The organism is Streptomyces canus 299MFChir4.1, assembly GCF_000383615.1.
Classification (GTDB): Bacteria; Actinomycetota; Actinomycetes; order Streptomycetales; family Streptomycetaceae; genus Streptomyces; species Streptomyces canus_C.
In genome coordinates this window covers 1-26,911 of sequence record NZ_KB911608.1, presented here as the reverse complement: position 1 = coordinate 26,911, position 26,911 = coordinate 1, and the positions used below count along the sequence as shown (strand labels likewise).

Genomic DNA, 26,911 nt, shown 5'->3' with positions numbered 1-26,911 from the left:
GGGTCGCGCTCAGTTGCGGTTACTGCTCAGTTGCTTTTTCTTCTTCGACCAGCGCGTAGGCCTGTGTCGCGATTTCCAATTCCTCGTCCGTCGGCACCACGGCCACCGCCACCCGGGCGTCCGCCGGCGAGATCAGTCGCGGCTCGTCGCTCCGTACGGCGTTCAGCGCGTCGTCCACCGCCAGGCCCAGGGACTCCAGGCCCGCCACGGCGGCCTCGCGCACCCGTGCCGCGTTCTCCCCGACGCCGGCCGTGAACGCGATCGCGTCCACGCGGCCGAGCACCGCGTAATAGGCGCCGATGTACTTCTTCAACCGGTGAATGTAGATGTCGAATGCGAGCTTCGCCTGTTCGTCGCCCTCGTCGACCCGGCGGCGGATCTCCCGCATGTCGTTGTCCCCGCACAACCCGATCAGCCCGCTCTTCTTGTTGAGAAGAGTGTCGATCTCGTCCGTGGACATTTTGCCAACACGCATCAAATGGAAGATGACGGCGGGGTCCATGTCCCCGGAGCGCGTACCCATCACAAGCCCTTCCAAAGGCGTCAGCCCCATGGAGGTGTCCACGCACCGGCCGCCCCGCACGGCGGACGCGGACGCGCCGTTGCCGAGGTGCAGCACGATCACGTTCACCTCTTCCGGCGCCTTCCCCAGCAGCTTCGCGGTCGCCCGGGACACGTACGCGTGCGAGGTGCCGTGGAAGCCGTACCGCCGGATGCGGTGCGCGTCGGCGGTCTCCACGTCGATCGCGTAGCGCGCCGCGGACTCCGGCATCGTGGTGTGGAACGCGGTGTCGAAGACGGCGACCTGGGGCAGGTCCGGGCGCAGCGCCCGCGCGGTGCGGATGCCGGTGAGGTTGGCCGGGTTGTGCAGCGGGGCGACCGGGATCAGCCGCTCGATCTCGGCGAGCACGGCCTCGTCGATCACCGTCGGCTCGGTGAAGGTCTTGCCGCCGTGCACCACGCGGTGGCCTATCGCGGCCAGCTCGGGGGAGTCCAGGCCGAGCCCGTCCTTCGACAGTTCCTCCGCCACGGCCTTCAGCGCCGCGTCGTGGTCGGCGATCGGGCCGGTCCACTCGCGCGACCCGCCGCCCTGGGGCGTGTGCCGGAGACGCGAGCCCTCCTCGCCGATGCGCTCGACGAGCCCCATCGCCAGCCGGCTGCTGTCCCGCATGTCGAGCAACTGGTACTTCACCGACGAGGAGCCGGAGTTGAGGACGAGGACGCGGGTGGCACTCACTGGGCGGGAGCCTTCTCTGTCGGAGCGGTCGGGATCTGGGCCTGGATCGCCGTGATGGCGACCGTGTTGACGATGTCCGAGACCAGGGCGCCCCGGGACAGGTCGTTGACGGGCTTGCGCAGACCCTGCAGCACCGGACCGACGGCGATCGCCCCGGCCGAACGCTGCACGGCCTTGTAGGTGTTGTTGCCCGTGTTGAGGTCGGGGAAGATCAACACGCTGGCCTGGCCCGCGACTTCGGATCCCGGCAGCTTGGTCTCCGCGACGGTCGGCTCGACCGCCGCGTCGTACTGGATCGGCCCCTCGATCTTGAGGTCGGGCCGCCGCTGCCGCACCAGCTCGGTGGCCTCCCGCACCTTGTCGACGTCGGCGCCCGAGCCCGACGTACCGGTGGAGTAGGACAGCATCGCGATCCGCGGCTCCACACCGAACTGCTCGGCCGTCGCCGCCGACTGGATGGCGATGTCGGCGAGCTGCACGGCGTCCGGGTCGGGGTTCACGGCGCAGTCCCCGTACACCAGCACCTTGTCGGCGAGGCACATGAAGAAGACCGACGAGACGATGTCGGCGTCCGGCTTCGTCTTGATGATCTCGAAGGCCGGGCGGATCGTCGCCGCCGTGGAGTGCACCGACCCGGACACCATGCCGTCGGCGAGGCCCTCCTGGACCATCAGCGTGCCGAAGTAGTTCACGTCGGAGACCACGTCGTGGGCCAGCTCGACCGTGACGCCCTTGTGGGCCCTGAGGGCCGCGTACTTCTCGGCGAAGGTGTCCCGCAGCTCGGAGGCCGCCGGGTCGATCACCTGGCAGTCGCCGAGGTCGATGCCGAGGTCGGCGGCCTTCTTGCGGATCTGGTCGACCGGGCCGAGCAGCGTCAGGTCGCAGACACCCCGGCGCAGCAGGACCTCGGCCGCGTGCAGCACACGCGGCTCGGTGCCCTCGGGGAGGACGACCCTGCGCTTGTCGGAGCGGGCCGTCTCCAGGAGCTTGTGCTCGAACATCATCGGCGTGAGGCGGTCGCTGCTCGGCGCGGAGACCCGGCGGGCGAGCTCGGCGGTGTCGGCGTACCGCTCGAAGAGACCGAGCGCGGTCTCCGCCTTGCGCGGGGTGGCCGCGTTCAGCTTCCCCTCCAGCGCGAAGAGTTCGGCGGCGGTGGGGAAGCTGTTGCCCGCCACCGACAGCACCGGGGTGCCGGGGGCGAGGCGGGCGGCGAGGGTGAGGACCTCGTCGCTCGGCACCTCGTTCAGGGTGAGCAGCACACCGGCTATCGGCGGGGTCCCGGCGCTGTGCGCGGCGAGCGAGCCGACGACCAGGTCCGCGCGGTCGCCCGGGGTGACCACCAGGCAGCCCGGGGTCAGGGCGTTCAGGAAGTTCGGCAGCATCGCGCCGCCGAACACGAAGTCCAACGCGTCCCGGGCGAGCCCGGAGTCGTCGCCGAGGATCACCCTGGCCCCCAGGGCCTGCCCGATCTGCGCCACGGTGGGCGCGGCGAGGGCGGGCTCGTCCGGCACGACGTAACAGGGCACCGGCATCCGGCCGGACAACCGCTCGGCGATCTCGTCGCGGTCTTCCCGGGCCACCCGGTTGGTGACCATGGCGAGGACGTCGCAGCCCAGGCTGTCGTAGGCCCGGTAGGCGTTGCGGGTCTCGGCGAGTACCGCCTCCGCGGACTGCTTGCGGCCGCCCACGACCGGGATCACGGAGGCGCCGAACTCGTTGGCTAGGCGGGCGTTGAGCGCGAGCTCGTCCGGGAGCTGGGTGTCGGCGAAGTCGGTGCCGAGGACCAGGACGACGTCGAAGTCGCGGGCCACCAGGTGGAAGCGGTCGACGAGGGTGGAGACCAGCTCGTCGGTGCCGCGTTCGGCCTGGAGCGCGGAGGCCTCGTGGTAGTCGAGGCCGTAGACGGTGGCCGGGTCCTGGGAGAGCCGGTAGCGGGCGCGCAGCAGCTCGAAGAGCCGGTCGGGACTGTGGTGCACCAGCGGCCGGAACACCCCCACCCGGTCGACCTGGCGGGTCAGCAGCTCCATGACCCCCAGCTCGACGACCTGGCGGCCGTCGCCGCGGTCGATCCCGGTCACGTACACGCTGCGGGTCACGCGTGATCTCCCTCTCTCGCGCTCTCTCGCGCGGGTCATGAAAATCGCCCACCGAGGTGAGCGGAAACCCTCTTGACAGTACCCCGGTCGATCGATAAGGCGCCCGCCAGCACGGGATGCGACGGTCCTCTGCGGGACGTGAAAGAATCGGAACCTGGCTCCCCGGTATCAACAGCGAGCAGGAGACACAGCACGATGCGCATCGGAGTTCTCACCGCAGGCGGAGACTGCCCCGGCCTGAACGCAGTGATCCGGTCGGTCGTGCACCGCGCGGTCGACCACTACGGCGACGAGGTCATCGGCTTCGAGGACGGCTACTCCGGCCTCCTGGACGGCCGCTACCGCGCCCTCGACCTGGACAGCGTCAGCGGCATCCTGGCCCGCGGCGGCACCATCCTCGGCTCCTCCCGGCTGGAGCGCGACCGACTGCGCGAGGCGTGCGAGAGCGCCTCCGACATGATCCACCAGTTCGGCATCGACGCGCTGATCCCGATCGGCGGCGAGGGCACGCTCACCGCCGCCCGCATGCTGTTCGACGCCGGTCTCCCGGTCGTCGGCGTCCCGAAGACGATCGACAACGACATCTCCTCCACCGACCGCACCTTCGGCTTCGACACCGCCGTCGGTGTCGCCACCGAGGCCATGGACCGCCTCAAGACCACCGCCGAGTCCCACCAGCGCGTGATGGTCGTCGAGGTCATGGGCCGGCACGCGGGCTGGATCGCCCTGGAGTCCGGCATGGCCGCCGGCGCCCACGGCATCTGCCTGCCCGAGCGCCCCTTCGACCCGGCCGACCTGGTCAAGATGGTCGAGGAGCGCTTCGCCCGCGGCAAGAAGTTCGCCGTGGTCTGCGTCGCCGAGGGCGCCCACCCCGCCGAGGGCAGCATGGACTACGGCATGGGCGAGATCGACAAGTTCGGCCACGAGCGCTTCCAGGGCATCGGCACGGCCCTGGCGTACGAACTGGAACGCCGCCTCGGCAAGGAGGCCAAGCCGGTCATCCTCGGCCATGTCCAGCGCGGCGGCGTCCCCACCGCGTACGACCGGGTCCTCGCCACCCGCTTCGGCTGGTACGCCGTGGAGGCCGCGCACCGGGGAGAGTTCGGCAGGATGACCGCGCTCAAGGGCACCGACATCGTGATGGTGCCGCTCGCGGAGGCGGTCACCGAGCTGAAGACGGTCCCCAAGGACCGGATGGACGAGGCCGAGTCGGTCTTCTAGACCCGGTCGGCGGTTCCGGTTCTACGGCCGGCTCTCGACCGCGTCCCAGAACCGTTCCACGATGTCGTCCAGGAACTCCTGGCCGGCCTCGCCGGAGCGTTCGCCACTCCCGCCCCAGCTCAGGGTCGACACCATCTGCCCCTGGTACTGCCGGTGCAGATCCATCAGGGTCTCCTCCACCAGGCGCCGGTCCAGGGGCACGATCTTCGCCACCTGACGGACGTAGGCCTGCCAGCGGGTGCTGACCGCGCCGCGCAGGCATTCGGCGAGCCGCTTCTCGCGTCCCGTGACGGCGACGAAGTCCGGCAGGGTCAGCTCCAGCAGATCGGCGAGGGCGGCGGACTGGCGGTCGGTGCCGCGCCACTCGTCGCGCTCCTCCATGCCGAGGTAGACGAGCAGTTCCAGGCCCACGGCACGGGCCACGTCCTCGGGGGCGATGCCGCGCGCCACCCGGTGTTCGCGCAGGGTGCGGGGGCGGCCGATGAGTTCACCGGGGGAGCACCACAACACGCCCGACAGAGCCGTGAGTTCCGGACTGGTGGGACAGACGATCCCGCGCTCCCAGGCGAGCACGAGATCCGGGGTGACGTAGGGGAGCCCGTACGAGACGCGCAGCCCGTAGGCCACGTGCTCGGGACCCATGCCGAGAGCGACACGGAGTCTGCGGGCGGTGAGGTTGTCGAAGGGCGGTCCGGGCTGGTTCGGCAGGGCGGGGGGTCGGCGCACGGCCCACAAGCTAGGGGTGCCGGAGTGCGATGACTACGGTCTGTTCGGCCAGGATCACGGATTGTATGAACCTACGGTTTCGGCCGTGGGTTCGGGCTGGCCGAAGATCGTCTGTCGGGGGTGCGGGGGTGGTGACGAGGATGGCGCCGGGTGCCCGGACGGGGGGCCGGAAAGAGGTGTGATCTTCGTGTACGAAGTGAATGGCAAGGTAGAGGGGCATATTCGCGAGCGGCTGCTGGCGCCGAACTTCTGGCACCTCGCGACGGTCGGTCCGGACGGCGCGCCGCAGGTCTCGCCCATGTGGGCGGACCTCGAAGGTGAGTTCGTCATGGTCAACACGGCGATCGGACGCGTGAAGGAGGAAAACCTGCGGCGCAATCCGAACGTTTCCCTCTCCCACCACGACCCCGAGAACCCCTACGACCGCGTGGAGATCCGGGGCCGGGTGGTGCGCTTCGTGGAGGGCGAGGAGGCGGAGCGCTCCATGGACAGGCTCACCCGGAAGTACATCGGCGAGGAGCGGTACCCGTGGCTGCTCGCGGGGGAGCGCCGGGTGATGCTCCTGATCGAGCCGGTGCGGGTGCGCAGGGTGGTGGGCGTGGAACCGTTCCGTCCCGGGGTGCTGCGGGAGGAGTGAGGGCGCGCGGCCGGGGCCTCCTCGCACCTGCCGGTCGGGCGGCTCGGCGACCGGGTGGCCCCCGTCGGAACCCGGCCCCCTGCACCCTGGGTCCCGGCGCCCCGGCCGACTTCGTGGAACGTGCCCGTCTGTGGGTCCGGGTCCACCCGTTGCAGGTCTGCGCGGGCCCGTGCCCCCCGGTCGGCTCCGGAGCCCGCTGCCCGACCGGGTCGCAACCCCCGCTCCGTGGGCCGGCGCCCCGCCTTCGTGGGACAGCCCGTCTTCAGGTCTGCGTCGGCCTGAGCGGGGTTGTGCCGGCCCGCGTCGCCCGCGCCTGGCTCGGGGGCCGGCTGCAGGTCGGGCAGGCTCAGCGACCGGGTGACTCCCGGTGGATTCCGCCGGCACCCGGTAGTCACCCTTTTCTACCCTGGGCCGGTGTCCCGGCCGACTTCGTGGAACGTGCCCGTCTTCAGGTCCGGGTCGGCCGGAGCAGGGCTGTGCGGGCCCGTCGGCCCGTGCCGGCCTCTGGGGGCCGGCTGCCGGTCGGGCGGCTCAGCGGCCGGTCGCAACCCAGGTGAACCCCGGCGGCACCTGGCAGTCGGTGCCCGCTTCCTGGGCCGGTGTCCCGGCCGACTCAGCAGAACGCGCTCGTCTCCAGATCCGGGTTCATCCGAACAGGGCTGTGGGGGCCCGTGCCGGGCTCGGCACGTCTCCTTTCGGGGCGTGGGACTTCGGACGCCGAGGCCGTGATCCCCGCGTCACCCCTTGACCGCGCCGCCCAGTGCGAACCCGCCTCCCAACCGTCGCGCGACCAGTACGTACAGCAGGATCACCGGGGTCGAGTAGACGATCGAGAACGCGGCGAGCTGGCCGTAGGCCACCAATCCGCGGTTGCCGAAGAACTCGTTGATGCTGACGGACGCCGGCATCTGGTCCGGGGTGAGCAGCAGCATGAACGGGACGAAGAAGTTGCCCCACATCATGACGAAGGAGAAGACGGTCACGACCGCGACTCCCGGGCCCATGAGCGGCAGCACGATCCGGAGCAGGGACTGGAGGGAACCCGCGCCGTCCGTCCAGGCCGCCTCCTCCAGTTCCTTCGGCACGCCGTCCATGAAGTTCTTCATCAGCCAGATGGCGAACGGCAGTTGGGAGGCGGCGAAGAACAGGATCGTGCCCTGGAGGGTGTCGATCAGGTCGACCTGCACGAACAGCGCGTACACCGGGACCATGATCGCCGTGATGGGCAGACTGGTCGCGAAGAGGATCGACAGCAGGAACGGCCGGTTGAGGCGGGAGCGGAAGCGGGACAGCGGATAGGCCGCGAGGGCCGCGCAGACCACCGTCAGCAAGGTCGCCCCACCGCACAGGATCAGGCTGTTGAGCAACGGCGTGAAGGTGATCTCCGAGGTCAGGATCGCGTTGAAGTTCCCGAGCGTCACACCGTCGGGGATCTTCACCCGCAGGTCGGCACGCGGGTCCAGCGCCGACAGGACCACCCAGGCGAGCGGCAGCACGAACGCGGCCGCGACCGTCAACAGCCCCGCGTCGGCTGCCAGTCGGCGGTTGCGGCGGCGGTCGGCGAGAGGTGTCACGGCCACCCTCACACCTCCGTGCGCAGCAGGCGCATGTAGACCACGGAGAAGACGGACCCCACCAGGAGCAGCAGCAGGGCCACCGCGGTGCCGTAGCCGATCATGCTGTTCTGGAAGGCCTGCTCGTACATGAACAGGGGCAGGGTCTGGCTCTTGTCGCCCGGACCGCCCCTGGTCATCACCCAGATCAGCCCGAACACCGACAGCGTCTGGAGGGTGTTCAGCATCAGGTTCGTACCGATGGAACGCCGGATCATGGGCAGGGTGATGTGCCACATCCGGCGCCAGCCACCCGCGCCGTCGACCTCGGCGGCCTCCGTGATCTCCTTCGGGATCTCGTTCAGCGCCGCCGAGTAGACCAGCATCGAGAAGGCCGTGCCCCGCCACACGTTCGCGAAGGACACCGCCAGGATCGGCAGCGTGAACAGCCAGTTCTGGGACGGGAGATGGAGCAGGTCGAGCAGGGCGTTCAGGGTGCCCTCCTTGCGGAAGAAGGCGTAGAGGAGAAAGCCCGCGACCACCTCGGGGAGGACCCACGCCGTGATGACGATGCCACCCGTGAGCGTGCGCACGGGCTTCGAGGCGCGCTGCATCAGCGAAGCGAGCGCCAGACCCAGCGTGTTCTGCCCGAGCAGCGAGGACACGACCGTGAACACCAGCGTCAGCCATACCGCGTTGAGGAACCCCTCGTCGCGGAAGGCCGTACGGAAGTTCTCGAAGCCGACGAACGACGACTCGGCCTGGCCGGTCAACTGCAGGTCGGTGAAGGCGATCCAGGCGCAGTAGGCGATCGGCCCGGCCAGGAAGAGGAGCAGCAGGACGAGCGCGGGGGTGAGGGGGAGGGCGCGGGTGAGGGAGCGCGGGGTCACTTTTCGATCACTTGGTTGTCCGTGGCCTCCTTGAGCGAGTCGTCGTACTTCCTGGCCGCGTCCTCGACGGAGACGTCCCCGGTCGTCACGCCCTCCATCGCCTCCTGGATCGCGGTGGAGACCCTCGGATACGCCGGGTACGCGGGCCGGTAGTGGGTGCTCGCGACCAGGTCGGTGAAGAACTTGATGCCGGGCTGGGCCTTGGCGTACGCCGGGTCCGCGGCCACGTCCTCGCGTACGGAGATACCGGAGTTGGCGACGTACCACTTCTGCGCGTTGGCCTTGGTCTGCATGGTCTTCACGAACTCGAAGGCGAGATCGGGGTTGCCCGCCTTGGCCGGTACCGACCAGGTCCAGCCGCCGGACATGCTCACCTTGCCGGGGTCCTGCCCGTGCTGGGTCGGCATGTACGCGAGCCCCAACTCGCGGGACCACTCGGGCCATTCGTGACCGCTGCCGGGCAGCCAGTCCTGCGGGAGCCAGGAGCCGTCCAGGTCGATGCCGAGCTTGCCCTTGGGAAGCAGGTCACCGCGGACGATGGTCTGGATGTTGGGGTCGAGGGCGGTGGAGACGTCCGGGCCGAGCTTCTCCCGGTAGACCGTTTCGACGAAGGAGAGGGCGTCCTCGAAGCCCTGACTGCCGGCGATCCACTTCTTGGCGGAGTCGTCGTACAGCCGGTCCTCGGTCCCGTAGAGCAGCATCTCGAAGCCCTGCATGGTGGCGGCCTCGCCCGCGGGTTTGCCGGTGTAGACGTTGAGGGGCGTGACGTCCGGGACCCTGCGCTTGATGGTGCGGGCCGCGTCGAGCACCTCGTCCCAGGTCTTCGGCTGCCAGTCCGCGGGCAGCCCGGCCTTGGCGAAGATCCCCTTGTCGAACCAGAGCCCGCGGGTGTCCGTCCCGTCCGGGACGCCGTACGTCTTCCCGTCCTCGGCCTTGGCGGCGGCCTTCGCGGTGTCGATGAACCGGTTCCAGTCCGGCCACTTGGCGAGGTAGGGGTCGAGCGGCTTCAAGTACCCGCTGGTGATGTCGGAGTTGATGAGGAAGGTGTCCTCGTAGACCAGGTCGGGCGCGGTCTTCGCGGAGCGGAGCATCTGCTGGAGCTTGGTGTAGTACTCCGAGTCCGGGGCCTTGATCGGGACGAGCTCGACCTTCTTGCCCGGGTTCGCTTTCTCGAACTGCTTCTTGATGTCCGCGAGATAGTCGTCCATCACGTGGATCGAGTTGTCCGTGGACTGCTTGAACGAGATCCTCACGGTGTCCGGATCACTGCCGGAACCGCCGCCGCAGGCGGTGAGGGCGGATGCGGCGAGGGCGAGGGCGGTGGCGAGAAAGGCGGTCCTAGCGGCGGTGGGGCGCACGGGCATGACCTCCTGCGGGCTCACGTCGTGGTGGCGCGGGGTGGTTGCCCGGTGACGGTAGGAGGAGTGGTCTAGTCAGGTCAATGAGCGTGCACGGCTTGGCCGTTGCGGGCCCTTGGACCTACTGCTGCCCCTTGACCCACCGGTACTGCAACTCCGGCCGGCCCACCGTCCCGTACTGCGGGCTGCGGGCCGCCCGGCCCGCGTCGACCAGATGCTCCAGGTAGCGGCGGGCCGTGATCCGGGAGATGCCGACCACCTCGGCCAGACCGGTCGCCGTGAGCCCCTCCGCGCAGTCCCGCAGGGCCACCGTCACCCGCTCCAGCGTCGGTGAGCTGAGCCCTTTGGGGAGGGCGGCCGGGCCCGGCGCCCGGAGCGTGGCCAGCGCGCGGTCCACCTCGTCCTGACCGCTCGCCTCACCGGCCGAGGCGTGGAACTCCGCGTACCGGATCAGCCGGTCCCGCAGGGTGGCGAAGGTGAACGGCTTCAGTACGTACTGCACGACCCCCAGCGAGACGCCCTCCCGCACGACCGTCAGGTCCCGGGCCGACGTCACCGCTATCACGTCCGCCTGATGCCCGGCCGCGCGCAGCGAACGGGCCAGCTGGAGGCCGTGCCCGTCCGGCAGATGCAGATCGAGCAGGAGCAGGTCGACGGCCGTACGGTCCAGCAGACGCCGGGCCTCGGCACCGGTGTGGGCCTTGCCGACGGCCGTGAAGCCGGGGACCCGGTTGACGTACAGGACATGCGCGTCGGCGGCGACCGGATCGTCCTCGACGACCAGCACACGGATGGGCTGCGAGGTGGTCATACATCGCCTCCGGGAACCTTGGCACCGTCGGGGGCCGGGGGCCCGAGGGGGATCGGGGGGCCGTCCGGGGGCGTGGCCTGGTCCCCGGTGGGGAGCCGTACCTCCTGGCCTCCGGCGGGGACCCGTACCTCCTGGTCCCCGACAGGGCCCCGTACCTCCTGGTCCCCGAGTGGGAGTCGCACCTCGAACTCGGCGCCGCCACCCTCCGCCTCCGCCACGGTCAGGGTTCCCTTGCAGCGGTTGACCGTCTGGCGTACGAGTGCGAGGCCCAGCCCCCGCCCGCCCGGTCCCGCCGGCTTCGTCGAGAAGCCGCGCTGGAAGACCGCCTCGGCGTGGGCCGGGTCGACGCCCGCGCCGGTGTCGGCGACCCGCAGGACCAGCCCGCGGCCGGCCGTGTCCGCTGTGCCCGCTGCGTAAGCCGTCACCGTCACCCGCGCCCGCACGCTGCCCTGCGCCGCGTCCACCGCGTTGTCGATGAGGTTGCCGAGGATCGTGACCAGGTCCCGGGCGGGAAGGCTCTCCGGCAGCAACCCGTCGTCCAGCCGGCTGTCCTCCGACACGACCAGCTCCACACCCCGCTCGTTCGCCTGCGCGGTCTTGCCAAGCAGCAGGGCGGCCAGCACCGGCTCGCCGACCGCCGCCACGACCTGGTCGGTCAGCGCCTGCGCCAGCTCCAGTTCGGCGGTCGCGAAGTCCACCGCCTGTTCCGCGCGGCCCAGCTCGATCAGGGAGACGACGGTGTGCAGCCGGTTCGCCGCCTCGTGGGCCTGGGAGCGCAGCGCCTGGGTGAAGCCCCGCTCGGAGTCCAACTCACCCATCAGGGACTGGAGTTCGGTCACATCGCGAAGGGTGACCACGGTGCCGCGCTGCTCTCCGCCGGAGACCGGGGAGGTGTTGACGACCAGGACGCGCGTGGACGTCAGATGGACCTCGTCGACGCGTGGCTCCGAGGAGAGCAGCGCACCCGTCAGCGGTGCCGGCAGCCCGAGGTCCGCCACCGACCGCCCGATCACCTGGTCCTGCGAGGACACCCCCAGCAACTCCCGTCCCCCGTCGTTGATCAGCGCGACACGGTACTGCCCGTCCAGCATCAGCAGCCCCTCGCGTACCGCGTGCAGGGCGGCCTGGTGGTAGTCGTGCATCCTGCTGAGCTCGGCCGCGTTCATGCCGTGGGTGTGGCGGCGCAGGCGGGCGTTGACGACGTAGGTGCCGATGGCGCCGAGCGCGAGAGCGCCGCCCGCGACCGCGAGCAGGGCGGTGAGCTGGCCCTGCACCCGCTCGCTGATCTTCGCGACCTGTATGCCGGCGCTGACCAGGCCGATGACCTTCCCGTCGTCGTCCTTGACCGGGGTGACCGCCCGCACCGAGGCGCCCAGCGTGCCGGTGTAGGTCTCCGTGAAGGTATCGCCCTTGAGGGCCCGCTCGGTGTTGCCGAGGAAGTGCCTGCCGATCTGGTCCGGGTCGGGGTGGGTCCAGCGGATGCCCTGCGGACTCATGATCGTGACGAAGTCGACCCCGGTGTCGGCCATCACCCTGAGGGCGTACGGCTGAAGTTCGACCGTCGGCTTCGGCGTACCGATCGCCTCCCGCACGGACGGCGAGTCCGCGACCGCCCGCGCCACGGCCCTGGCCTGGCTGCGCGCCGCGTCCTCGGCCTGGCCCCGGTCACTGACGTATGTGAACAGCGCGTATCCCGCCACGACCACGGCGATCAGCACCGCCTGCATGGCGAAGAGCTGGGCCGCGAGGCTCCGGGGTCTCGGTACGGGGATGCGCATGGTGTCAGTCTGCCTCCCTGGCTGATTGTGAACTAAATGAACGGAAGGGTGACCGCCCTCACAGGGCGGGAGATAGTCACGGCATTCCTTCAAAAGCCCGGACGTGAGCCGCACGCCGGTCATCCGACGAAGACGTCAAGGAGGGCAGCCGTGGCCGCCAGCACCCCCGATACGGCACCCGCAGTCAAAAAGGACCGCACTCACTACCTGTACATCGCGGTGATCGTCGCGGTTGCCCTGGGTATCACCGTCGGCCTGGTCGCACCCGACTTCGCGGTCGAGCTGAAGCCGATCGGCACCGGGTTCGTGAACCTGATCAAGATGATGATCTCGCCGATCATCTTCTGCACGATCGTCCTCGGTATCGGATCGGTACGGAAGGCCGCCAAGGTCGGCGCCGTCGGCGGTATCGCGCTGGTCTACTTCACGATCATGTCGCTGGTCGCGCTGGGCATCGGCCTGGTCGTCGGCAACATCCTGGACCCGGGCACCGGCCTCGCCGTGACCGACGCGGTCAAGGACGTCGGCCACGCGCAGGTCGACGCGGAGGCCAAGGACACCACCGAGTTCCTCCTCGGCATCATCCCGACCACGTTCGTCTCCGCCTTCACCGAGGGCGAGGTCCTCCAGACCCTGCTGATCGCCCTGCTCGCCGGTTTCGCGCTGCAGGCCATGGGTCCGGCCGGAGCGCCGGTCCTGCGCGGTGTCGAGCACATCCAGCGGCTCGTCTTCCGCATCCTCGCCATGGTGATGTGGGCCGCCCCGATCGGTGCCTTCGGCGCGATGGCCGCCGTCGTCGGTTCCGCGGGCGTGGACGCGCTCAAGGACCTCGCGCTCCTGATGGTCGGCTTCTACATCACCTGCTTCCTGTTCGTCATCATCGTGCTCGGCACCCTGCTGCGGATCATCGCGGGCCTGAACATCCTCACGCTCTTCAAGTACCTGGGCCGTGAGTTCCTGCTGATCCTGTCGACCTCGTCCTCCGAGTCCGCGCTGCCGAGGCTGATCGCGAAGATGGAGCACCTGGGCGTCAGCAAGCCGGTCGTCGGCATCACGGTCCCGACCGGCTACTCCTTCAACCTCGACGGCACCATGATCTACATGACCATGGCCTCGCTGTTCATCGCCGACGCCATGGGCACGCCGATGTCGATCGGTGAGCAGATCCCGCTGCTGCTCTTCCTGTTCGTCGCCTCGAAGGGCGCCGCAGGTGTCACCGGCGCCGGTCTCGCGACCCTGGCCGGCGGTCTCCAGTCGCACAAGCCCGCCCTGGTGGACGGCATCGGCCTGATCGTCGGCATCGACCGCTTCATGAGCGAGGCGCGCGCCCTGACCAACTTCGCGGGCAACGCCGTCGCCACCGTCCTGATCGGCACCTGGACCAAGGAGATCGACCGCGAGCGCGTCGACCAGGTGCTCGCCGGTCACCTGCCCTTCGACGAGAAGACCCTCCTCGACCACGACGACGCCGAGGTCACGGCGGACATCCCCGAGCAGGGCGGCGAGAAGGAGCTGGCCAAGGCCTGAGGGGCCGCACAGCCGTGGCCTAAGGGCCACACAGAGCCGAGCCGGGCCCGACCTGAACCCGGGCCCGGCTCCCGCCCCGGGCGGCCGGGTACTCCCCCGTACGCCCGGGCTCATTTCCTCCAAAGGTTCAGTCGCTCAGTTTCGCCACCAGCGCGGTGGCCAGAGAGGCGGGTACGCCCGCCGCGGTCAGAACGGTGACCGCGGTGGAGCGGCCCGCCTCCTCCGCGTCCAGCAGCCCGTCGTTCACCGCCTCCATCACCGCGAACATCATCCGCTCGTGGACGTAGGCCAGCGCGGGCGCGGGCAGCGGTGAGACGAAGACGCCCTCGTCCAGGCCGCGCTGGAGCAGTTCGGTGCAGGCGTCCCGCACGGGGGCGAGCCGTTCGCGGATGCCCTGCACCGTGACGCTGCGCTGGGCGAGCGCGACCAGGATGCGATAGCGGTCGGCGACCTTCCAGACCGCGAGCACGGAGCCCGCGACGGCCTGCGCCAGGTCCTCGCTCTCCGCCCGTCCCGCCGCTTGCGCGGCCGCCACCGCCTCCACGGCCCCGTCGACGAGCGTGCCGATCAGCGCCTCACGGCTCGGGAAGTGGCCGTACACGGTCCGCCGTACGACACCGGCGGCGCGCGCGATCTGGTCCATGGACGCGTCGGGGTCGCGCAGCAGTTCGGCGAGTGCGATGTCGAGGATGCGGCGTCGGTTGGCGTCGGCGCGACTGGAGTGGCCCGTGGTCATGGGCGCCATTGTGCCCCTCCCGGCTGAACTTGCACAGCGCTGTGCAACAGGCGCACATTGCACGGTGTTGAGCGAATGCACATCACTGTGCAAGTCCGCTGAGGAAGGCCGCCTCTGCCATGCGACTCGTCATGGCCGAACCGGTCGAGAAGATGGAGCGTCCCTACGCCCGCCGCTGGTGGGCACTCCTCGTCCTCTTCGTCAGCCTGCTGATCATCGTGATGGCGAACACCGCCCTCACGGTCGCGGCCCCCGGCATGACCGAGGACCTCGGCCTGTCCAGCGCCGACCGCTGGGGGCACCCCCTTAAGGCAGTGGGGGAGGGTCATCGACGGCTACACCGTTCCGTACGCCGCCCTGATGCTGTTGTTCGGTGCGATCGGCGACAAGTACAGCCGCCGCGGCGCGCTCCTGCTGGGCCTCGGGGTCTTCGGCGGCGGCTCGGTCTTCGGCTTCTTCGCCGACAGCGCCACGACCGTCATCGCGGCTCGCGCGGTGGTGCGCACCGGCGCCGCGATGATCATGCCGGCCACGCTGTCCCTGCTCGCCGCGACCTTCCCGCGCGGTGAGCGCGCCAAGGCGATCACCGTGTGGACCGCCACCTCGGGTGTGGCGATCGCCGCCGGGCCGCTCGTCGCGGGCGCGCTCCTGGAGCACCACGCCTGGACGTCGACGTTCCTGATCAACGTCCCGATCGCGGCCGTGGCGCTGGTCGCCGCCCTCGTCCTCGTCCCGCCGTCCAAGGCCGCGAAGCACGGGCGTATCGACTACGTCGGCGGTCTGCTGTCGGTCGTGTGGATCGGCGCGCTGGTCTGCATGATCATCGAAGGCCCGCACTTCGGCTGGCACGCCAAGGCGATCGCCGCCGCGGTGGTCGCGGGCGTCGGGCTCGCGCTCTTCGTCGCCCGGGAGCTGCGCCACCCGCGCCCCGTCGTCGACGTCCGCCGCTTCACCGACCGCGGCTTCGCGGGCGCCAACCTCGCCGTCGCACACCAGCCTGGTCGGAGCGATCGTGCTGGGCGTCGGCACGGTACTGGTCGCGGTGCTGCTGCCCGGCCGCAAGACCGCGGAGCCCGCTTCCGAGGCCGAGGAGGCGAAGGAGCTGGTCGGCACCCGCTGACTCACCGAACTCTTACCCGGCCCCACTAGCGTGCCGTCCCCGGACGGCACGCTTTGTCATCGGAGGCGCACGGGGGATGAAGATCGACTGGGACCGGCGGACCTGCGCGCGTCGCGGCCATGTGACGTACGCGCCGGACGAACCCCGCCTCAGGGACCGGCTGTACGCCGAGACCGCCCTGGGCGGGGCGTGGCGCTGCCTGCGCTGCGGCGACTTCGCCCTCGGTGAGCCGCACGGCTCGGGACCCGCGGACCACGCGCCCCTCGTGCCGCGCGGCAAGGTGCTCAGGGACCTGTTCATCCTTCGCTTCCTCGCGATCGAACGGGCGGTGCGCGGGGTGTTCATCGTGCTGGCCGCGGTGGCGGTGTGGAAGTTCAGCAACAGCCAGGACGCGGTGCGCCGGCTCTTCGACGAGTATCTGGACGTCTTCCGGCCGGTGTTCCGGCACTTCCACTACGACCTCGACCACTCGCCGATCGTCGACACCGTCCAGAAGACCTTCGGGTACAAGCACAGCACCCTTGTCCTGGTGGCCGTGCTGCTGCTGGCGTACGCCCTGATCGAACTCGTCGAGGCGGTCGGCCTCTGGTACGCCAAGCGCTGGGCGGAGTACCTGACGGTGGTCGCGACCGCCGCGTTCCTCCCGCTGGAGATCTACGAACTCACCGAGCGCATCAGCTGGCTGAAGATCGCCACGCTGCTCCTCAACATCCTCGCCGTCCTCTACATCCTCCTGGCCAAGCGCCTGTTCGGCCTGCGCGGCGGCCACCGGGCCTTCGAGGAGGAACGGCAGAGCGCGTCGCTGCTGGAGGTCGAGGAGGCGGGCGGGCTGCGTCAGGTCAGCGCATCCGGTCAGGGGTCTCGACAGCCGTGAGCCGTTCCGAACGCTGAGGCCTGCGTTCCGAGCCCGAAGGACCCGGAACCGGGCTTCGGCCGTAAGCGCCCGGTGCCGCCGGTGGCCGCCCGGGACGCCGCCGAGCGGGTGTGGACCATGCGGTTCCCGCCCCGCCCCTGGCCCCTGCCGAAGGCGCGGCTCGTCGCCACCGACATCGCATGGACGCGCGGGGCCGCCGGGGAGATCCGCGGTCCCGTCACCTCCCTGCTCCTAATGCTCACCGGCCGCCCGGAAGCGGCCCGGGAGTGGGCGGAGCGCACCGGGGAGCCGTGGACGGGGGTCACGGCTCCCCGGTGACGCGGGAGCGGGTGGGGCGCTCGGGCCGGGCATCCATCGAGTGCCTCGCACCACTCCGCCGTGAATAGGGAAATTCGGGGTTCGGTCGAGGAAGCGGACTCCGCCCGGCGCTTTCCCCCGCCGTAATGGGCGTCGAGGAATGCGCGGCCCTATGGGGCCGCAGGGCCGCTCGCCGCCTGCGCGGGGTGCGGCAGTCCTGGCCGACGGCGACGTCGAACGGGCGCGAGCCCAACGCGCTCTTGCCTTGACGTCGGCGTCAAGGGCTACGTTCATGGGCATGCGAATCGGCGAGCTGGCCGCACGGGCCGGAACCACGACGCGGACGCTGCGCTACTACGAGGCGCGGGGGCTGCTGCCCGCGCGGCGCGGGCACAACGGATACCGGACCTACGACGAGGACGACCTGAAGCTGCTCCGGCAGATCCGGACGCTCCAGGACTTCGGGTTCGACCTGGAGGAGACGCGGCCCTTCGTGGAGTGTCTGCGGGCCGGTCATCCCGAGGGCGACTCGTGTCCCGCCTCGCTCGCGGTCTACCGGCGCAAGCTCGGTGAACTGGACGCGCTGATCGGTGAGTTGCAGGCCGTGCGCGCCCAGGTCGGGCAGCAGCTGGAGCGGGCCGAGCGGGCGCGTGCCGAGCTGGCCGCCGACGCGGAGGTTCCGGGCGGTCCGGAGCCGGTGTGCGAACTGGGAGGGGACCACAGGTGATCAGAGCAGCAGGCGTGGCCGAGGTGACGGACGCGGACTTCGATACGGAGGTGCTCGGCGCACCGCTGCCGGTGCTGGTGGAGTTCACCGCCGACTGGTGTCCGCCGTGCCGGCAGATGGGGCCGGTGCTCACGGCTCTCGCCGCGGAGGAGGGGGAGCGGCTCAAGGTCGTCCAGCTGGACGTCGACACCAATCCGCTGACCACGAACGCCTACAAGGTGCTGTCGATGCCCACCTTCATGGTGTTCCGGGACGGGGAGCCCGTGCGGTCGATGGTGGGGGCGAGGCCCAAGCGGCGGCTGCTGGAGGAGCTGACCGACGTCCTGTGAGCCCGCGCAATACACAGAAATCCCCCGAGCGATTGCGCTCGGGGGATTTCTTTGCGTATATTCAATGATTCGCGACTTCAAAATTATCGGGTCGCAAAGAAGTTCAGTGAGCACAGTATATCCGGGCGGGAGTGGAATTGTCAAACACCGGTTTTCCGGACGATGAATTGCGGCAGGAACAGGAATTCATCGACGGCCTGTACGCACATGTGGACGCCCTGCGCGGCGACACCGAGGCGTCCGTCACGGACGCGCTCGGCCAGGGCAACACCCCGATGCAGGCCCGGCTGGAGCGGGACATCCTGGTCGCCGAGCGCTCGGGTCTGCTGGCCGCGCTGAACGCGGTCGACGGTTCCCTCTGCTTCGGCCGGATCGACTTCACCTCGGGCACCACTCATCACATCGGCCGGATCGGACTGCGCCGCGAGGACGCCGACCGCACCCCGATCCTCATCGACTGGCGGGCCGACGTCGCCCGCCCCTTCTACCTGGCCACCGGGCACACCCCGATGGGCCTGCGCCGCCGCCGGCACATCGGCACCGAGGGCCGCCGGGTGACCGACCTGCACGACGAGATCCTCGACCTGGGCGATCAGGAACGGACCGGCCACGAGGACCCGACCGGCGACGCCGTCCTGCTCGCCGCGCTCAACACCGCGCGCACCGGACGCATGAGCGACATCGTGCAGACCATCCAGGCCGAGCAGGACGAGATCATCCGCGCCCCGCACCGCGGAGTGCTGGTGGTGGAGGGCGGCCCTGGCACCGGCAAGACGGCCGTCGCCCTGCACCGGGCCGCCTATCTCCTCTATGAACACCGGGAGTTGCTGGCCAAGCGGGCCGTGCTGATCGTCGGCCCCAACCCGGCCTTCCTCGGCTACATCGGCGAGGTGCTGCCCTCGCTGGGCGAGACCGGTGTGCTCCTCGCGACGGTCGGGGAGCTCTTCCCCGGGGTGAAGGCGACGGCGACCGACAGCCGTGCCGCGGCCGCGGTGAAGGGGCGCGCGGCCATGGCGGACGTCCTCGCCGACGTCGTACGCGACTGGCAGGCGCTGCCCGACCCGGTGATCGCGATCGAGCACGACCGCGAGATCCTCATGCTCGACGACGGCCTGGTCAAGGTCGCCCGCGAGAAGACCCGCGCCGCCCGGCTGCCGCACAACGTCGCCCGTGAGCACTTCGAGGGCCACATCCTCAACACGCTCACCGACATGGTCGCCGAACGTATCGGCACGGACCCCTTCGACGGGACGAATCTGCTGGACCCGAGCGACATCACGCAGATCCGCGACGAACTCGCCGAGAACCCCGAGGTCTGGGCCGCCATCGACCAGCTGTGGCCACGTCTGACCCCGCAGCGGCTGGTCGCGGACTTCCTCGCCGATCCGGTCGGCCACCTCCCCGACGAGGACGCGGCCGCCATCCGCCGCCCGGTGACCCGGGGCTGGACCGTGGCGGACGTACCCCTGCTCGACGAGGCGGCCGAACTCCTCGGTGTGGACGAGCGGTTGGCGCGGGCCCGGGCCGAGCGCGAGCGTGAGAACCAGGTCGCGTACGCGCAGGGGGTGCTCGATGTGTCGTATGCCTCGCGCACCTACGAGTTCGACGACAAGGACGAGGAGGACTCCGAGGTCCTGTCCGCGCACGACATCATCGACGCCGAGCGGTTCGCCGAGCGGCAGGAGGAGGACGACCACCGCAGCGCCGCCGAGCGCGCGGCGGCCGACCGCACCTGGGCGTTCGGGCACATCATCGTCGACGAGGCGCAGGAACTGTCGCCGATGGCCTGGCGGTTGCTCATGCGGCGCAGCCCGACCCGCTCGATGACCCTGGTCGGCGACCCGGCGCAGACCGCGGAGGCGGCGGGCGTGGGTTCGTGGCAGAAGATCCTTCAGCCGTACGTCCAGGACCGCTGGGAGCACGCGCGGCTGGGCGTCAACTACCGCACCCCGGCCGAGATCATGGAGCTCGCGGCGGCCGTGGTGCGCGCCTCCGACCCCGGCTTCGAGCCGCCGAGCTCGGTGCGGTCGACAGGGGTGCGGCCATGGGTGCGGGCCACCGACGACCTGCCCGGCGCGGTCGCGGAGGCGGTGAAGGAGCTGACCCCCGCCGAGGGCCGGCTCGCGGTCATCGCCCCCCGCCATCTGCACCGCAGGCTCGCGGCCCGCCTCGACGGGGTGACGGCGGGCGCGGAACCGGACCTGACGCACACCGTCGTACTCCTCGACCCCCGGCAGTCGAAGGGGCTCGAATTCGACTCCGTGCTCGTGGTCGAGCCGGGCCTCTACGGCACGAGTGACCTGTATGTGGCGCTGACCCGCGCCACCCAGCGGCTGGGCGTGCTGCACACGGGCCGGCTGCCGAAGGCGCTGGTCACCACCTGAGCGTCATAGGTCACCATGGCCTTGCGAGGATGCCCCGGCGGCCCGGAGCGGACCCCACGGGTCCGCTCCGGTGTTCCGGTTCAGGCCGGGCGCAGCCACACCGTGGCCAGGGGCGGCAGCGTCACCTGGAGGCTGGCCGGGCGGCCGTGCCAGCTCTGCGGGTCCGGCTTCACGATCTCCGGGTTGGTCACGTCGCCGCCGCCGTACCCTGCGGCGTCCGTGTTCAGGGACTCCACCCAGGCCGGGACGTCGTCCGGGGCGCCCAGGCGGTAGCCGGGGCGGACCACCGGGGCGAGGTTGGACACCGACAGCAGGGGGATGCCCTCCGCGTCGTACCGCAGGAAGGCGAAGACGTTGTCCTCCGCGGCGTCGCCCACGATCCACTGGAAGCCCGAGGGGTCCGTGTCGCGCTGCCACAGGGCCGGGGTGTGGCGGTAGACGACGTTCAGGTCGCGGACCAGGTCGCGGACGCCCCGGTGGTCCGCCTCGGCGCCGTATGCCGGGTCGAGCAGCCACCAGTCGGGGCCGTGGGCCTCCGACCACTCGGCGCCCTGGGCGAACTCCTGGCCCATGAACAGGAGTTGCTTGCCGGGATGCGCCCACATGAAGGCCAGGTAGGCGCGGAGGTTGGCGCGCTGCTGCCACCAGTCGCCCGGCATCTTCGAGACCAGTGAGCCTTTGCCGTGGACGACCTCGTCGTGGGAGATCGGCAGGACGTAGTTCTCGCTGTACGCGTACACCATCGAGAACGTCATCTCGTGGTGGTGGTACTTGCGGTGCACCGGCTCGTGGGCCATGTAGTCCAGTGAGTCGTGCATCCAGCCCATGTTCCACTTCAGGCCGAAGCCGAGGCCGCCGAAGCCGCCCGGGCCCATGTGGTGCGTCGCGCGCGTCACGCCGTCCCAGGCCGTGGACTCCTCCGCGATCGTCACCACGCCCGGCACCCGGCGGTAGACGGTCGCGTTCATCTCCTGGAGGAAGTCCACCGCGTCCAGGTTCTCCCGGCCGCCGTGCACGTTGGGGATCCACTGGCCGGGCTCGCGCGAGTAGTCGAGGTAGAGCATCGAGGCGACCGCGTCGACCCGCAGGCCGTCGATGTGGAACTCCTCGCACCAGTACACGGCGTTGGCGACCAGGAAGTTGCGCACCTCCCGGCGTCCGTAGTCGAATTCCAGCGTGCCCCAGTCGGGGTGGGCCGCGCGGAGCGGGTCCTCGTGCTCGTACAGGGTGCGGCCGTCGAACTCGGCGAGCGCCCAGTCGTCGCGCGGGAAGTGGGCCGGCACCCAGTCCATCAGGACGCCGATCCCGGCCTGGTGGAGCGCGTCGACGAGGTACTTGAAGTCGTCGGGGGTGCCCAGACGTGCCGTGGGCGCGTAGAAGCCGGTGACCTGGTAGCCCCAGGAGCCGCCGAAGGGGTGCTCGGCGACCGGCATCAGCTCGACGTGGGTGAAGCCCAGGTCCTTGACGTAGGCGGGCAGCTGCTCGGCGAGCTGACGATACGTCAGACCCGGTCGCCAGGACGGGAGATGGATCTCGTAGACCGAGAAGGGAGCCTCGTGCGCCGGGGCGCCGGCCGCCCGGTTCGCCAGCCACTCCTGGTCTTGCCACTCGTAGTGCGAGGTGTGGATGATCGAGGAGGTTTTGGGCGGGACCTCGGTGCGGCGGGCCAGCGGGTCCGCGCGCAGGGTCTTGGAGCCGTCGGGGCGGGTGATCTCGAACTTGTACAGCTCGCCCTCGCCTACACCGGGCACGAACAGCTCCCAGACCCCGGTGGAGCCGAGCGAGCGCATCGCGAACGCCGAGGGGTCCCAGAAATTGAAGGTGCCTGCCACCCGCACACCGCGCGCGTTCGGCGCCCACACCGTGAAGCGGGTCCCCGTCACGCCCTGGTGGGTCATGGGCTGCGCGCCCAGCGCCGTCCACAGCTGCTCGTGCCGGCCCTCGCCGATCAGATGCAGGTCGAGGTCGCCGAGCGCGGGCAGGAAGGCGTACGCGTCCTCCGTGTCCTGGACCGTCTCCTCGTACGCTACGAGCAGCCGGTAGGTGGGGATCTCCCGCTGCGGCAGCAGGCCGGAGAAGAAGCCGTCGCCGTCGTCCTGCAGTTCGGCCCGCACGTCCCCGGCCACGACCGTGACGCCCAGCGCGTAGGGGCGGAACACCCGGAAGGCCACCCCGCCGGGCACCGGGTGGGCTCCCAGCACGCCGTGCGGATTGTGGTGGGTGCCGGCGCGCAGCCGGTCCCGGTCGGCGGCGTCCATGGCGGGGGAGACGGGTGCCTCCGGCGGCGGGGCGGGGGCGGGGGCTGCCGGCTCCACCGCGGGGTTCACACCGGTCGGCTTCGGCGCCGCGGTCTTGGTGGTCACCTTCTTGGCGGCCCCCTTCTTCGCCGCGGCCTTCTTCGCGGCGGCCTTCTTCACGACAGGTTTGTCTACGGCCGCCTCCCTGACCAATGCCTTCTTGGCCACGGCCTTCTCGGCGCCGGCCTTCTTGGCCACGGCCTTTCCGGCGCCGCCCCTCTTGGCGACGGCTTTCACGGCACCGGTTGCTTCGGCGCCGACCTTCTCGGCACCGGCTTTCACGGCACGCGCCGTTTCCGCCGCCGCCGCGCCGACAGCCGTCTTGGCGGCGGCCGCCTTCTTCGCGGGGGCCTTCTTGGCCACCGGCTCCGCCTTCTGCGCCGACGCCTTCTTGGTCACTGCCTTCTCCGCGGCCTTCTTCTTCGCAGTCTTCTTCGGGTCCGAACCGCTGGGGGTGGGGCGGGGGGTCACTGGCGGAGCCTCCTTGGCGAAGGTCAGGTCGGGTCAGATCAGGTCGGACGACGCGTACCGCGCGACCGCGGCCATCGGCACCTGCAGCCAGTCCGGGCGGTGCCGGGCCTCGTAGACGACCTCGTAGATCGCCTTGTCGGTCTCATACGCACGCAGCAGCACCGGATCGGTCCGCGGGTCCACGCCGCTGACCTCGGCGTATCCGGAGCAGTACGCGGCCCGGCACGCCTCGGCCCAGCCCGGTACCGGCAGGTCGGTCGAGTGTGCCGCGTAGTCGAAGGAGCGCAGCATCCCGGCGACGTCCCGGGCCGTGGGCTGCGGCAGACGGCGTTCGGAGAGCGGCTTGGACGGCTCGCCCTCGAAGTCGATCAGCGACCAGTGCCCGGCGGCCGAGCGCAGACACTGGCCGAGGTGGAGGTCGCCGTGGATGCGCTGCGCGGTCCAGGTGCGGCCCTCGGAGGAGAGGTCGCCCAGCGCGGTGAAGGCGGAGCGCAGGCCCGGCGCGTGCGGCCGCAGCGCGGGGACCGCCTGCACGGCCGCCTCCAGCCGCTCGATCATGCCGTCGACCAGCAACTGGAGCTGCTGGTGGCCCAGTGTCACGGTCGGCAGGCTCCGGGCGAGCGCGGTGTGCACCTCGGCGGTGGCCCGTCCGAGCGCGTGCGCCTCGGCGCTGAAGTCCTCGCCCTTGGCGAGCTCCCGCAGGGCCAGCTCCCAGCCGTCCGAAGCACCCTGCACGAAGGGCTGGAGCACTCCGAGGGTGTACGGCTCTCCCGCCAGCTCCGCCCGCAGCCACCCCGTGGGCGCGGGCACCCGGGGGCAGCCCTCGCGGGCCAGCGCCAGCGGCAGCTCCAGGTCGGGGTTGACGCCGGGCACGATCCGGCGCAGGAGTTTCAGGATGAACGTATCTCCGTAGACGATCGACGAGTTGGACTGCTCGGCGGTCATCACCCGGGCCACCAGACCCTCCCGGATCTCCTGGTCAGGGTCCCGTTCGAAACGCAGCCCGCCGATCCGGCTCCCGGAGCGGATCGCCTCCAGGAGCAGTTCGGCGGGCAGTGGGTCGTGGAGGGCGTCGTACGCGGTACGCCCGGCGAGCGGGCCCTCCTCGACATGGCCGATCAGCGCGGGCGCCAGCCGGGGCGGCAGCGCCTCGCGCACGCCTATGAGGAGCTGGTAGCAGTCCCCCGGGTGCGGCGGGGCGCCCACGGTGAGCGGCTGGTGGGCGCGGACCAGCAGGTGGTACAGACCGAGCTTGGCGGTGGGCGGCAGCAGCTCGGTGGCCTCCACCAGCGAGAAGCCGGTGACCGGGCGCCCCTTGCCCGCGAACCAGCGCTGCCGCGGCAGCCACTCGCGCAGGAGTGGGTCCAGTGAGGCGAGGAGGCCTGGACTTGTCGTGGCGGTACGGGTGACGGCTTCCGACATGGCGTGGCGTCCTTTCCCCGGGCTGGCTGGTCGGGGTGTTACTGATGCGTGCCCCGGGCGGGGCGGTGGAAACCGCCCCGCCCGGGTCCTCGTCGGTTATGCGGCGTCCTTGCGGAGCCGGAACCAGTAGAACCCGTGCCCGCCGAGCGTCAGCAAGTACGGCAGATCACCGATGGCCGGGAACCGCACCCCACCGAACAGCTCGACCGGGTGCCGTCCGTTGAAGGCGCTCAGATCGAGTTCCGTCGGCTGCGCGAACCTGGAGAAGTTGTGCACGCACAGGACCAGGTCGTCCTCGTACTCCCGCAGGAACGCGATCACCGCCGGGTTCGACGACGGGAGCTCGGTGTACGAGCCGAGGCCGAAGGCGGCGTTCTGCTTACGGATCTCGATCATCCGGCGCGTCCAGTGCAGCAACGAGGAGGGCGACGCCATCGACGCCTCGACGTTGGTGACCTGATAGCCGTGGACCGGGTCCATGATGGTCGGCAGATAGAGCCGCCCGGGGTCACAGGAGGAAAAGCCTGCGTTACGGTCCGGTGTCCACTGCATCGGGGTCCGGACGGCGTCCCGGTCGCCGAGCCAGATGTTGTCGCCCATGCCGATCTCGTCGCCGTAGTAGAGGATCGGCGAGCCGGGGAGCGACAGGAGCAGCGCGGTGAAGAGCTCGATCTGGTTGCGGTCGTTGTCGAGGAGCGGGGCGAGCCGGCGGCGGATGCCGATGTTGGCGCGCATCCGTGGGTCCTTCGCGTACTCGGCCCACATGTAGTCGCGTTCCTCGTCGGTCACCATTTCGAGGGTGAGCTCGTCGTGGTTGCGCAGGAAGATGCCCCACTGGCAGCCGGCGGGGATCGCGGGGGTCTTGGCGAGGATTTCCGAGACCGGGTAGCGGGACTCGCGGCGGACCGCCATGAAGATGCGCGGCATGACCGGGAAGTGGAAGGCCATGTGGCACTCGTCGCCGCCGGCCTCGTAGTCGCCGAAGTAGTCGACGACGTCCTCGGGCCACTGGTTCGCCTCCGCCAGCAGGACCGTGTCCGGGTAGGACGCGTCGATCTCCTTGCGGACCCGCTTGAGGAACTCGTGGGTTGCCGGAAGGTTTTCGCAGTTGGTGGCTTCCTGCTGGTACAGGTACGGCACGGCGTCGAGGCGGAAGCCGTCGATGCCCAGGTCCAGCCAGAACCGCAGGGCGGAGATGATCTCCTCCTGGACCGCCGGGTTCTCGTAGTTGAGGTCCGGCTGGTGGGAGAAGAAGCGGTGCCAGTAGTACTGCTTGCGGACCGGGTCGAAGGTCCAGTTGGAGGCCTCGGTGTCGACGAAGATGATCCGCGCGTCCTGGTACTGCTTGTCGTCGTCCGCCCACACGTAGTAGTCGCCGTAGGGGCCGTCGGGGTCCTTGCGGGACTCCTGGAACCAGGGGTGCTGGTCGCTGGTGTGGTTCATGACGAAGTCGATGATCACGCGCATGCCGCGGTGGTGGGCGGCGTCGACGAACTCCACGAAGTCGGCGAGGTCACCGAACTCCGGGAGGACGGCGGTGTAGTCCGAGACGTCGTAACCGCCGTCTCGCAGAGGTGACTTGAAGAAGGGCGGCAGCCACAGGCAGTCCACGCCCAGCCACTGGAGGTAGTCCAGCTTGGCGGTCAGGCCCTTGAGGTCGCCGACGCCGTCGCCGTTGCTGTCCTGGAAGGAGCGGACGAGGACCTCGTAGAACACCGCCCGCTTGAACCAGTCCGGGTCACGGTCCTTGGCCGGGGTGTCCTCGAAGGTGTCGTGGACGGGCTCGTTGACGATCATATTGTGGGTGACCCTCCGATCTGCGGGGTGGACGGTCGCAGGACGGTGAGGATGTGCGCGGGGCGCGTGCCCGGTTCGAGACGCACGTAGTTCGTCCTGCCCCAGTGATAGGTCTCACCGGTGAGCTCGTCGCGCACCGGCACCGACTCGTGCCAATCGAGGCCGAGTTGCGGCATGTCCAACGAGACCGTGGCCTCCTGGGTGTGGTGCGGATCGAGGTTCACGACCACCAGAACCGTGTTCGAGCCGCTCCGCTTCGAGTACGCGATCACTTCGTCCTTGTCCGCGTGGTGGAAGTGGAGGTCGCGCAACTGCCGTAGGGCCGGATTGTCCCGCCTGACGGTGTTGAGCTGGGTGATCAAGGGGGCGAGGGAGTCGGGGGTGTCCCAGTCGCGGGTCTTGAGCTGGTACTTCTCCGAGTTCAGGTACTCCTCGCTGCCTTCGCGCAGCGGGGTGTTCTCGGCCAGTTCGTAGCCGGAGTAGATGCCCCAGGTCGGCGAGAGGGTCGCGGCCAGGACCGCGCGCAGGGCGAACGCGGGACGGCCGCCGTGCTGGAGGAAGGCGTGCAGGATGTCGGGGGTGTTGGCGAAGAAGTTCGGCCGCATGTAGGAGGCCGCCTCACC

General features: G+C 70.2%; 20 protein-coding genes and 2 pseudogenes. 9 read left to right on the top strand and 13 right to left on the bottom strand.

All coding sequences use genetic code 11. The features are described 5' to 3' along the window. Window positions 1-19: 19 nt before the first annotated feature. Both H293_RS0136330 and pta read right to left on the bottom strand, forming a co-directional pair. Window positions 20-1,237 (bottom strand): acetate kinase, encoded by a 1,218-nt coding sequence (locus H293_RS0136330; RefSeq protein ID WP_020122725.1) that lies wholly within the window; start codon window positions 1,235-1,237, stop codon window positions 20-22. Further along, a complete protein-coding gene (gene pta, locus H293_RS0136325; protein ID WP_020122724.1) occupies window positions 1,234-3,333 on the bottom strand; it encodes a phosphate acetyltransferase in 2,100 nt (699 codons plus the stop codon). Before pta ends, H293_RS0136330 begins: the two co-directional genes overlap by 4 nt. A 195-nt stretch (window positions 3,334-3,528) precedes the next feature. Between pta and H293_RS0136320 the strand changes: the two genes are divergently transcribed. Beyond that, a complete protein-coding gene (locus H293_RS0136320; RefSeq protein ID WP_020122723.1) occupies window positions 3,529-4,554 on the top strand; it encodes an ATP-dependent 6-phosphofructokinase in 1,026 nt (341 codons plus the stop codon). 21 nt (window positions 4,555-4,575) lie between these two features. Here H293_RS0136320 and H293_RS0136315 read toward each other — a convergent pair whose 3' ends face one another. Further along, entirely contained in the window at window positions 4,576-5,280 is a 705-nt protein-coding gene (locus H293_RS0136315) for a helix-turn-helix domain-containing protein (RefSeq protein WP_020122722.1), read from the bottom strand. 178 nt (window positions 5,281-5,458) lie between these two features. Between H293_RS0136315 and H293_RS0136310 the strand changes: the two genes are divergently transcribed. Then, window positions 5,459-5,917: a PPOX class F420-dependent oxidoreductase gene (locus H293_RS0136310; protein ID WP_020122721.1), complete on the top strand. Its 459-nt coding sequence runs from the start codon at window positions 5,459-5,461 to the stop codon at window positions 5,915-5,917. Window positions 5,918-6,654: 737 nt separating this feature from the next. Here H293_RS0136310 and H293_RS0136305 read toward each other — a convergent pair. The 5 genes from H293_RS0136305 to H293_RS0136285 form a co-directional block, all read right to left on the bottom strand. Continuing rightward, window positions 6,655-7,497, bottom strand: a complete 843-nt coding sequence (locus H293_RS0136305) for a carbohydrate ABC transporter permease (protein WP_020122720.1) — start codon at window positions 7,495-7,497, stop codon at window positions 6,655-6,657. Between the two features lie 2 nt (window positions 7,498-7,499). Then, on the bottom strand, window positions 7,500-8,360 hold the full coding sequence (locus H293_RS0136300) for a carbohydrate ABC transporter permease (RefSeq protein ID WP_020122719.1): 861 nt from the start codon (window positions 8,358-8,360) through the stop codon (window positions 7,500-7,502). Next, complete coding sequence (locus H293_RS0136295) at window positions 8,357-9,724, bottom strand: extracellular solute-binding protein (protein WP_020122718.1); 1,368 nt, start codon at window positions 9,722-9,724, stop codon at window positions 8,357-8,359. Before H293_RS0136295 ends, H293_RS0136300 begins: the two co-directional genes overlap by 4 nt. 115 nt (window positions 9,725-9,839) lie before the next feature. Then, window positions 9,840-10,529 carry a response regulator gene (locus tag H293_RS0136290; RefSeq protein ID WP_007384787.1) on the bottom strand — a complete coding sequence of 230 codons (690 nt, stop codon included), beginning with the start codon at window positions 10,527-10,529 and terminating at the stop codon, window positions 9,840-9,842. Further along, entirely contained in the window at window positions 10,526-12,307 is a 1,782-nt protein-coding gene (locus tag H293_RS0136285) for a sensor histidine kinase (protein WP_020122717.1), read from the bottom strand. The genes H293_RS0136290 and H293_RS0136285 overlap by 4 nt, the downstream gene beginning before the upstream one ends. A gap of 150 nt (window positions 12,308-12,457) precedes the next feature. On the opposite strand from H293_RS0136285, the gene H293_RS0136280 reads away from it, so the two are divergent. Continuing rightward, window positions 12,458-13,834, top strand: a complete 1,377-nt coding sequence (locus tag H293_RS0136280; protein WP_020122716.1) for a C4-dicarboxylate transporter DctA — start codon at window positions 12,458-12,460, stop codon at window positions 13,832-13,834. 127 nt (window positions 13,835-13,961) lie between these two features. On the opposite strand, the gene H293_RS0136275 is transcribed toward H293_RS0136280, so the two are convergent. After that, complete coding sequence (locus H293_RS0136275) at window positions 13,962-14,579, bottom strand: TetR/AcrR family transcriptional regulator (protein WP_020122715.1); 618 nt, start codon at window positions 14,577-14,579, stop codon at window positions 13,962-13,964. A gap of 110 nt (window positions 14,580-14,689) precedes the next feature. Here H293_RS0136275 and H293_RS53045 point away from each other — a divergent pair. The 6 genes and pseudogenes from H293_RS53045 to H293_RS0136245 all read left to right on the top strand — a co-directional run. Next, window positions 14,690-15,560 (top strand): annotated as a pseudogene (locus H293_RS53045) (MFS transporter); the annotation flags it as partial. Window positions 15,561-15,766: 206 nt separating this feature from the next. Further along, on the top strand, window positions 15,767-16,564 hold the full coding sequence (locus H293_RS0136265; protein WP_020122713.1) for a DUF2127 domain-containing protein: 798 nt from the start codon (window positions 15,767-15,769) through the stop codon (window positions 16,562-16,564). An 81-nt stretch (window positions 16,565-16,645) separates the two neighbouring features. Continuing rightward, window positions 16,646-16,882 (top strand): nucleoporin Nup84/Nup107 family protein, encoded by a 237-nt coding sequence (locus H293_RS50655; protein WP_259294601.1) that lies wholly within the window; start codon window positions 16,646-16,648, stop codon window positions 16,880-16,882. A 277-nt stretch (window positions 16,883-17,159) separates the two neighbouring features. Beyond that, on the top strand, window positions 17,160-17,588 hold the full coding sequence (locus tag H293_RS0136255) for a MerR family transcriptional regulator (RefSeq protein ID WP_028808503.1): 429 nt from the start codon (window positions 17,160-17,162) through the stop codon (window positions 17,586-17,588). After that, on the top strand, window positions 17,585-17,917 hold the full coding sequence (locus tag H293_RS0136250; RefSeq protein WP_310591944.1) for a thioredoxin family protein: 333 nt from the start codon (window positions 17,585-17,587) through the stop codon (window positions 17,915-17,917). The genes H293_RS0136255 and H293_RS0136250 overlap by 4 nt, the downstream gene beginning before the upstream one ends. Before the next feature lie 119 nt (window positions 17,918-18,036). Continuing rightward, entirely contained in the window at window positions 18,037-20,301 is a 2,265-nt protein-coding gene (locus H293_RS0136245; protein WP_078612770.1) for a HelD family protein, read from the top strand. Between the two features lie 80 nt (window positions 20,302-20,381). Here H293_RS0136245 and glgB read toward each other — a convergent pair whose 3' ends face one another. The 4 genes and pseudogenes from glgB to H293_RS0136225 all read right to left on the bottom strand — a co-directional run. Then, window positions 20,382-23,069, bottom strand: a complete 2,688-nt coding sequence (gene glgB, locus H293_RS0136240) for a 1,4-alpha-glucan branching enzyme (protein WP_020122708.1) — start codon at window positions 23,067-23,069, stop codon at window positions 20,382-20,384. 33 nt (window positions 23,070-23,102) lie between these two features. Beyond that, the gene (locus tag H293_RS0136235; protein ID WP_020122707.1) at window positions 23,103-24,491 is read right to left on the bottom strand and encodes a maltokinase N-terminal cap-like domain-containing protein; all 1,389 of its coding nucleotides are present in this window, start codon (window positions 24,489-24,491) and stop codon (window positions 23,103-23,105) included. 96 nt (window positions 24,492-24,587) lie between these two features. After that, on the bottom strand, window positions 24,588-26,288 hold the full coding sequence (gene treS / locus H293_RS0136230) for a maltose alpha-D-glucosyltransferase (RefSeq protein WP_020122706.1): 1,701 nt from the start codon (window positions 26,286-26,288) through the stop codon (window positions 24,588-24,590). Then, a pseudogene (locus tag H293_RS0136225) lies at window positions 26,285-26,911 on the bottom strand (alpha-1,4-glucan--maltose-1-phosphate maltosyltransferase); the annotation flags it as partial. The pseudogene H293_RS0136225 and the gene treS, both read right to left, overlap by 4 nt.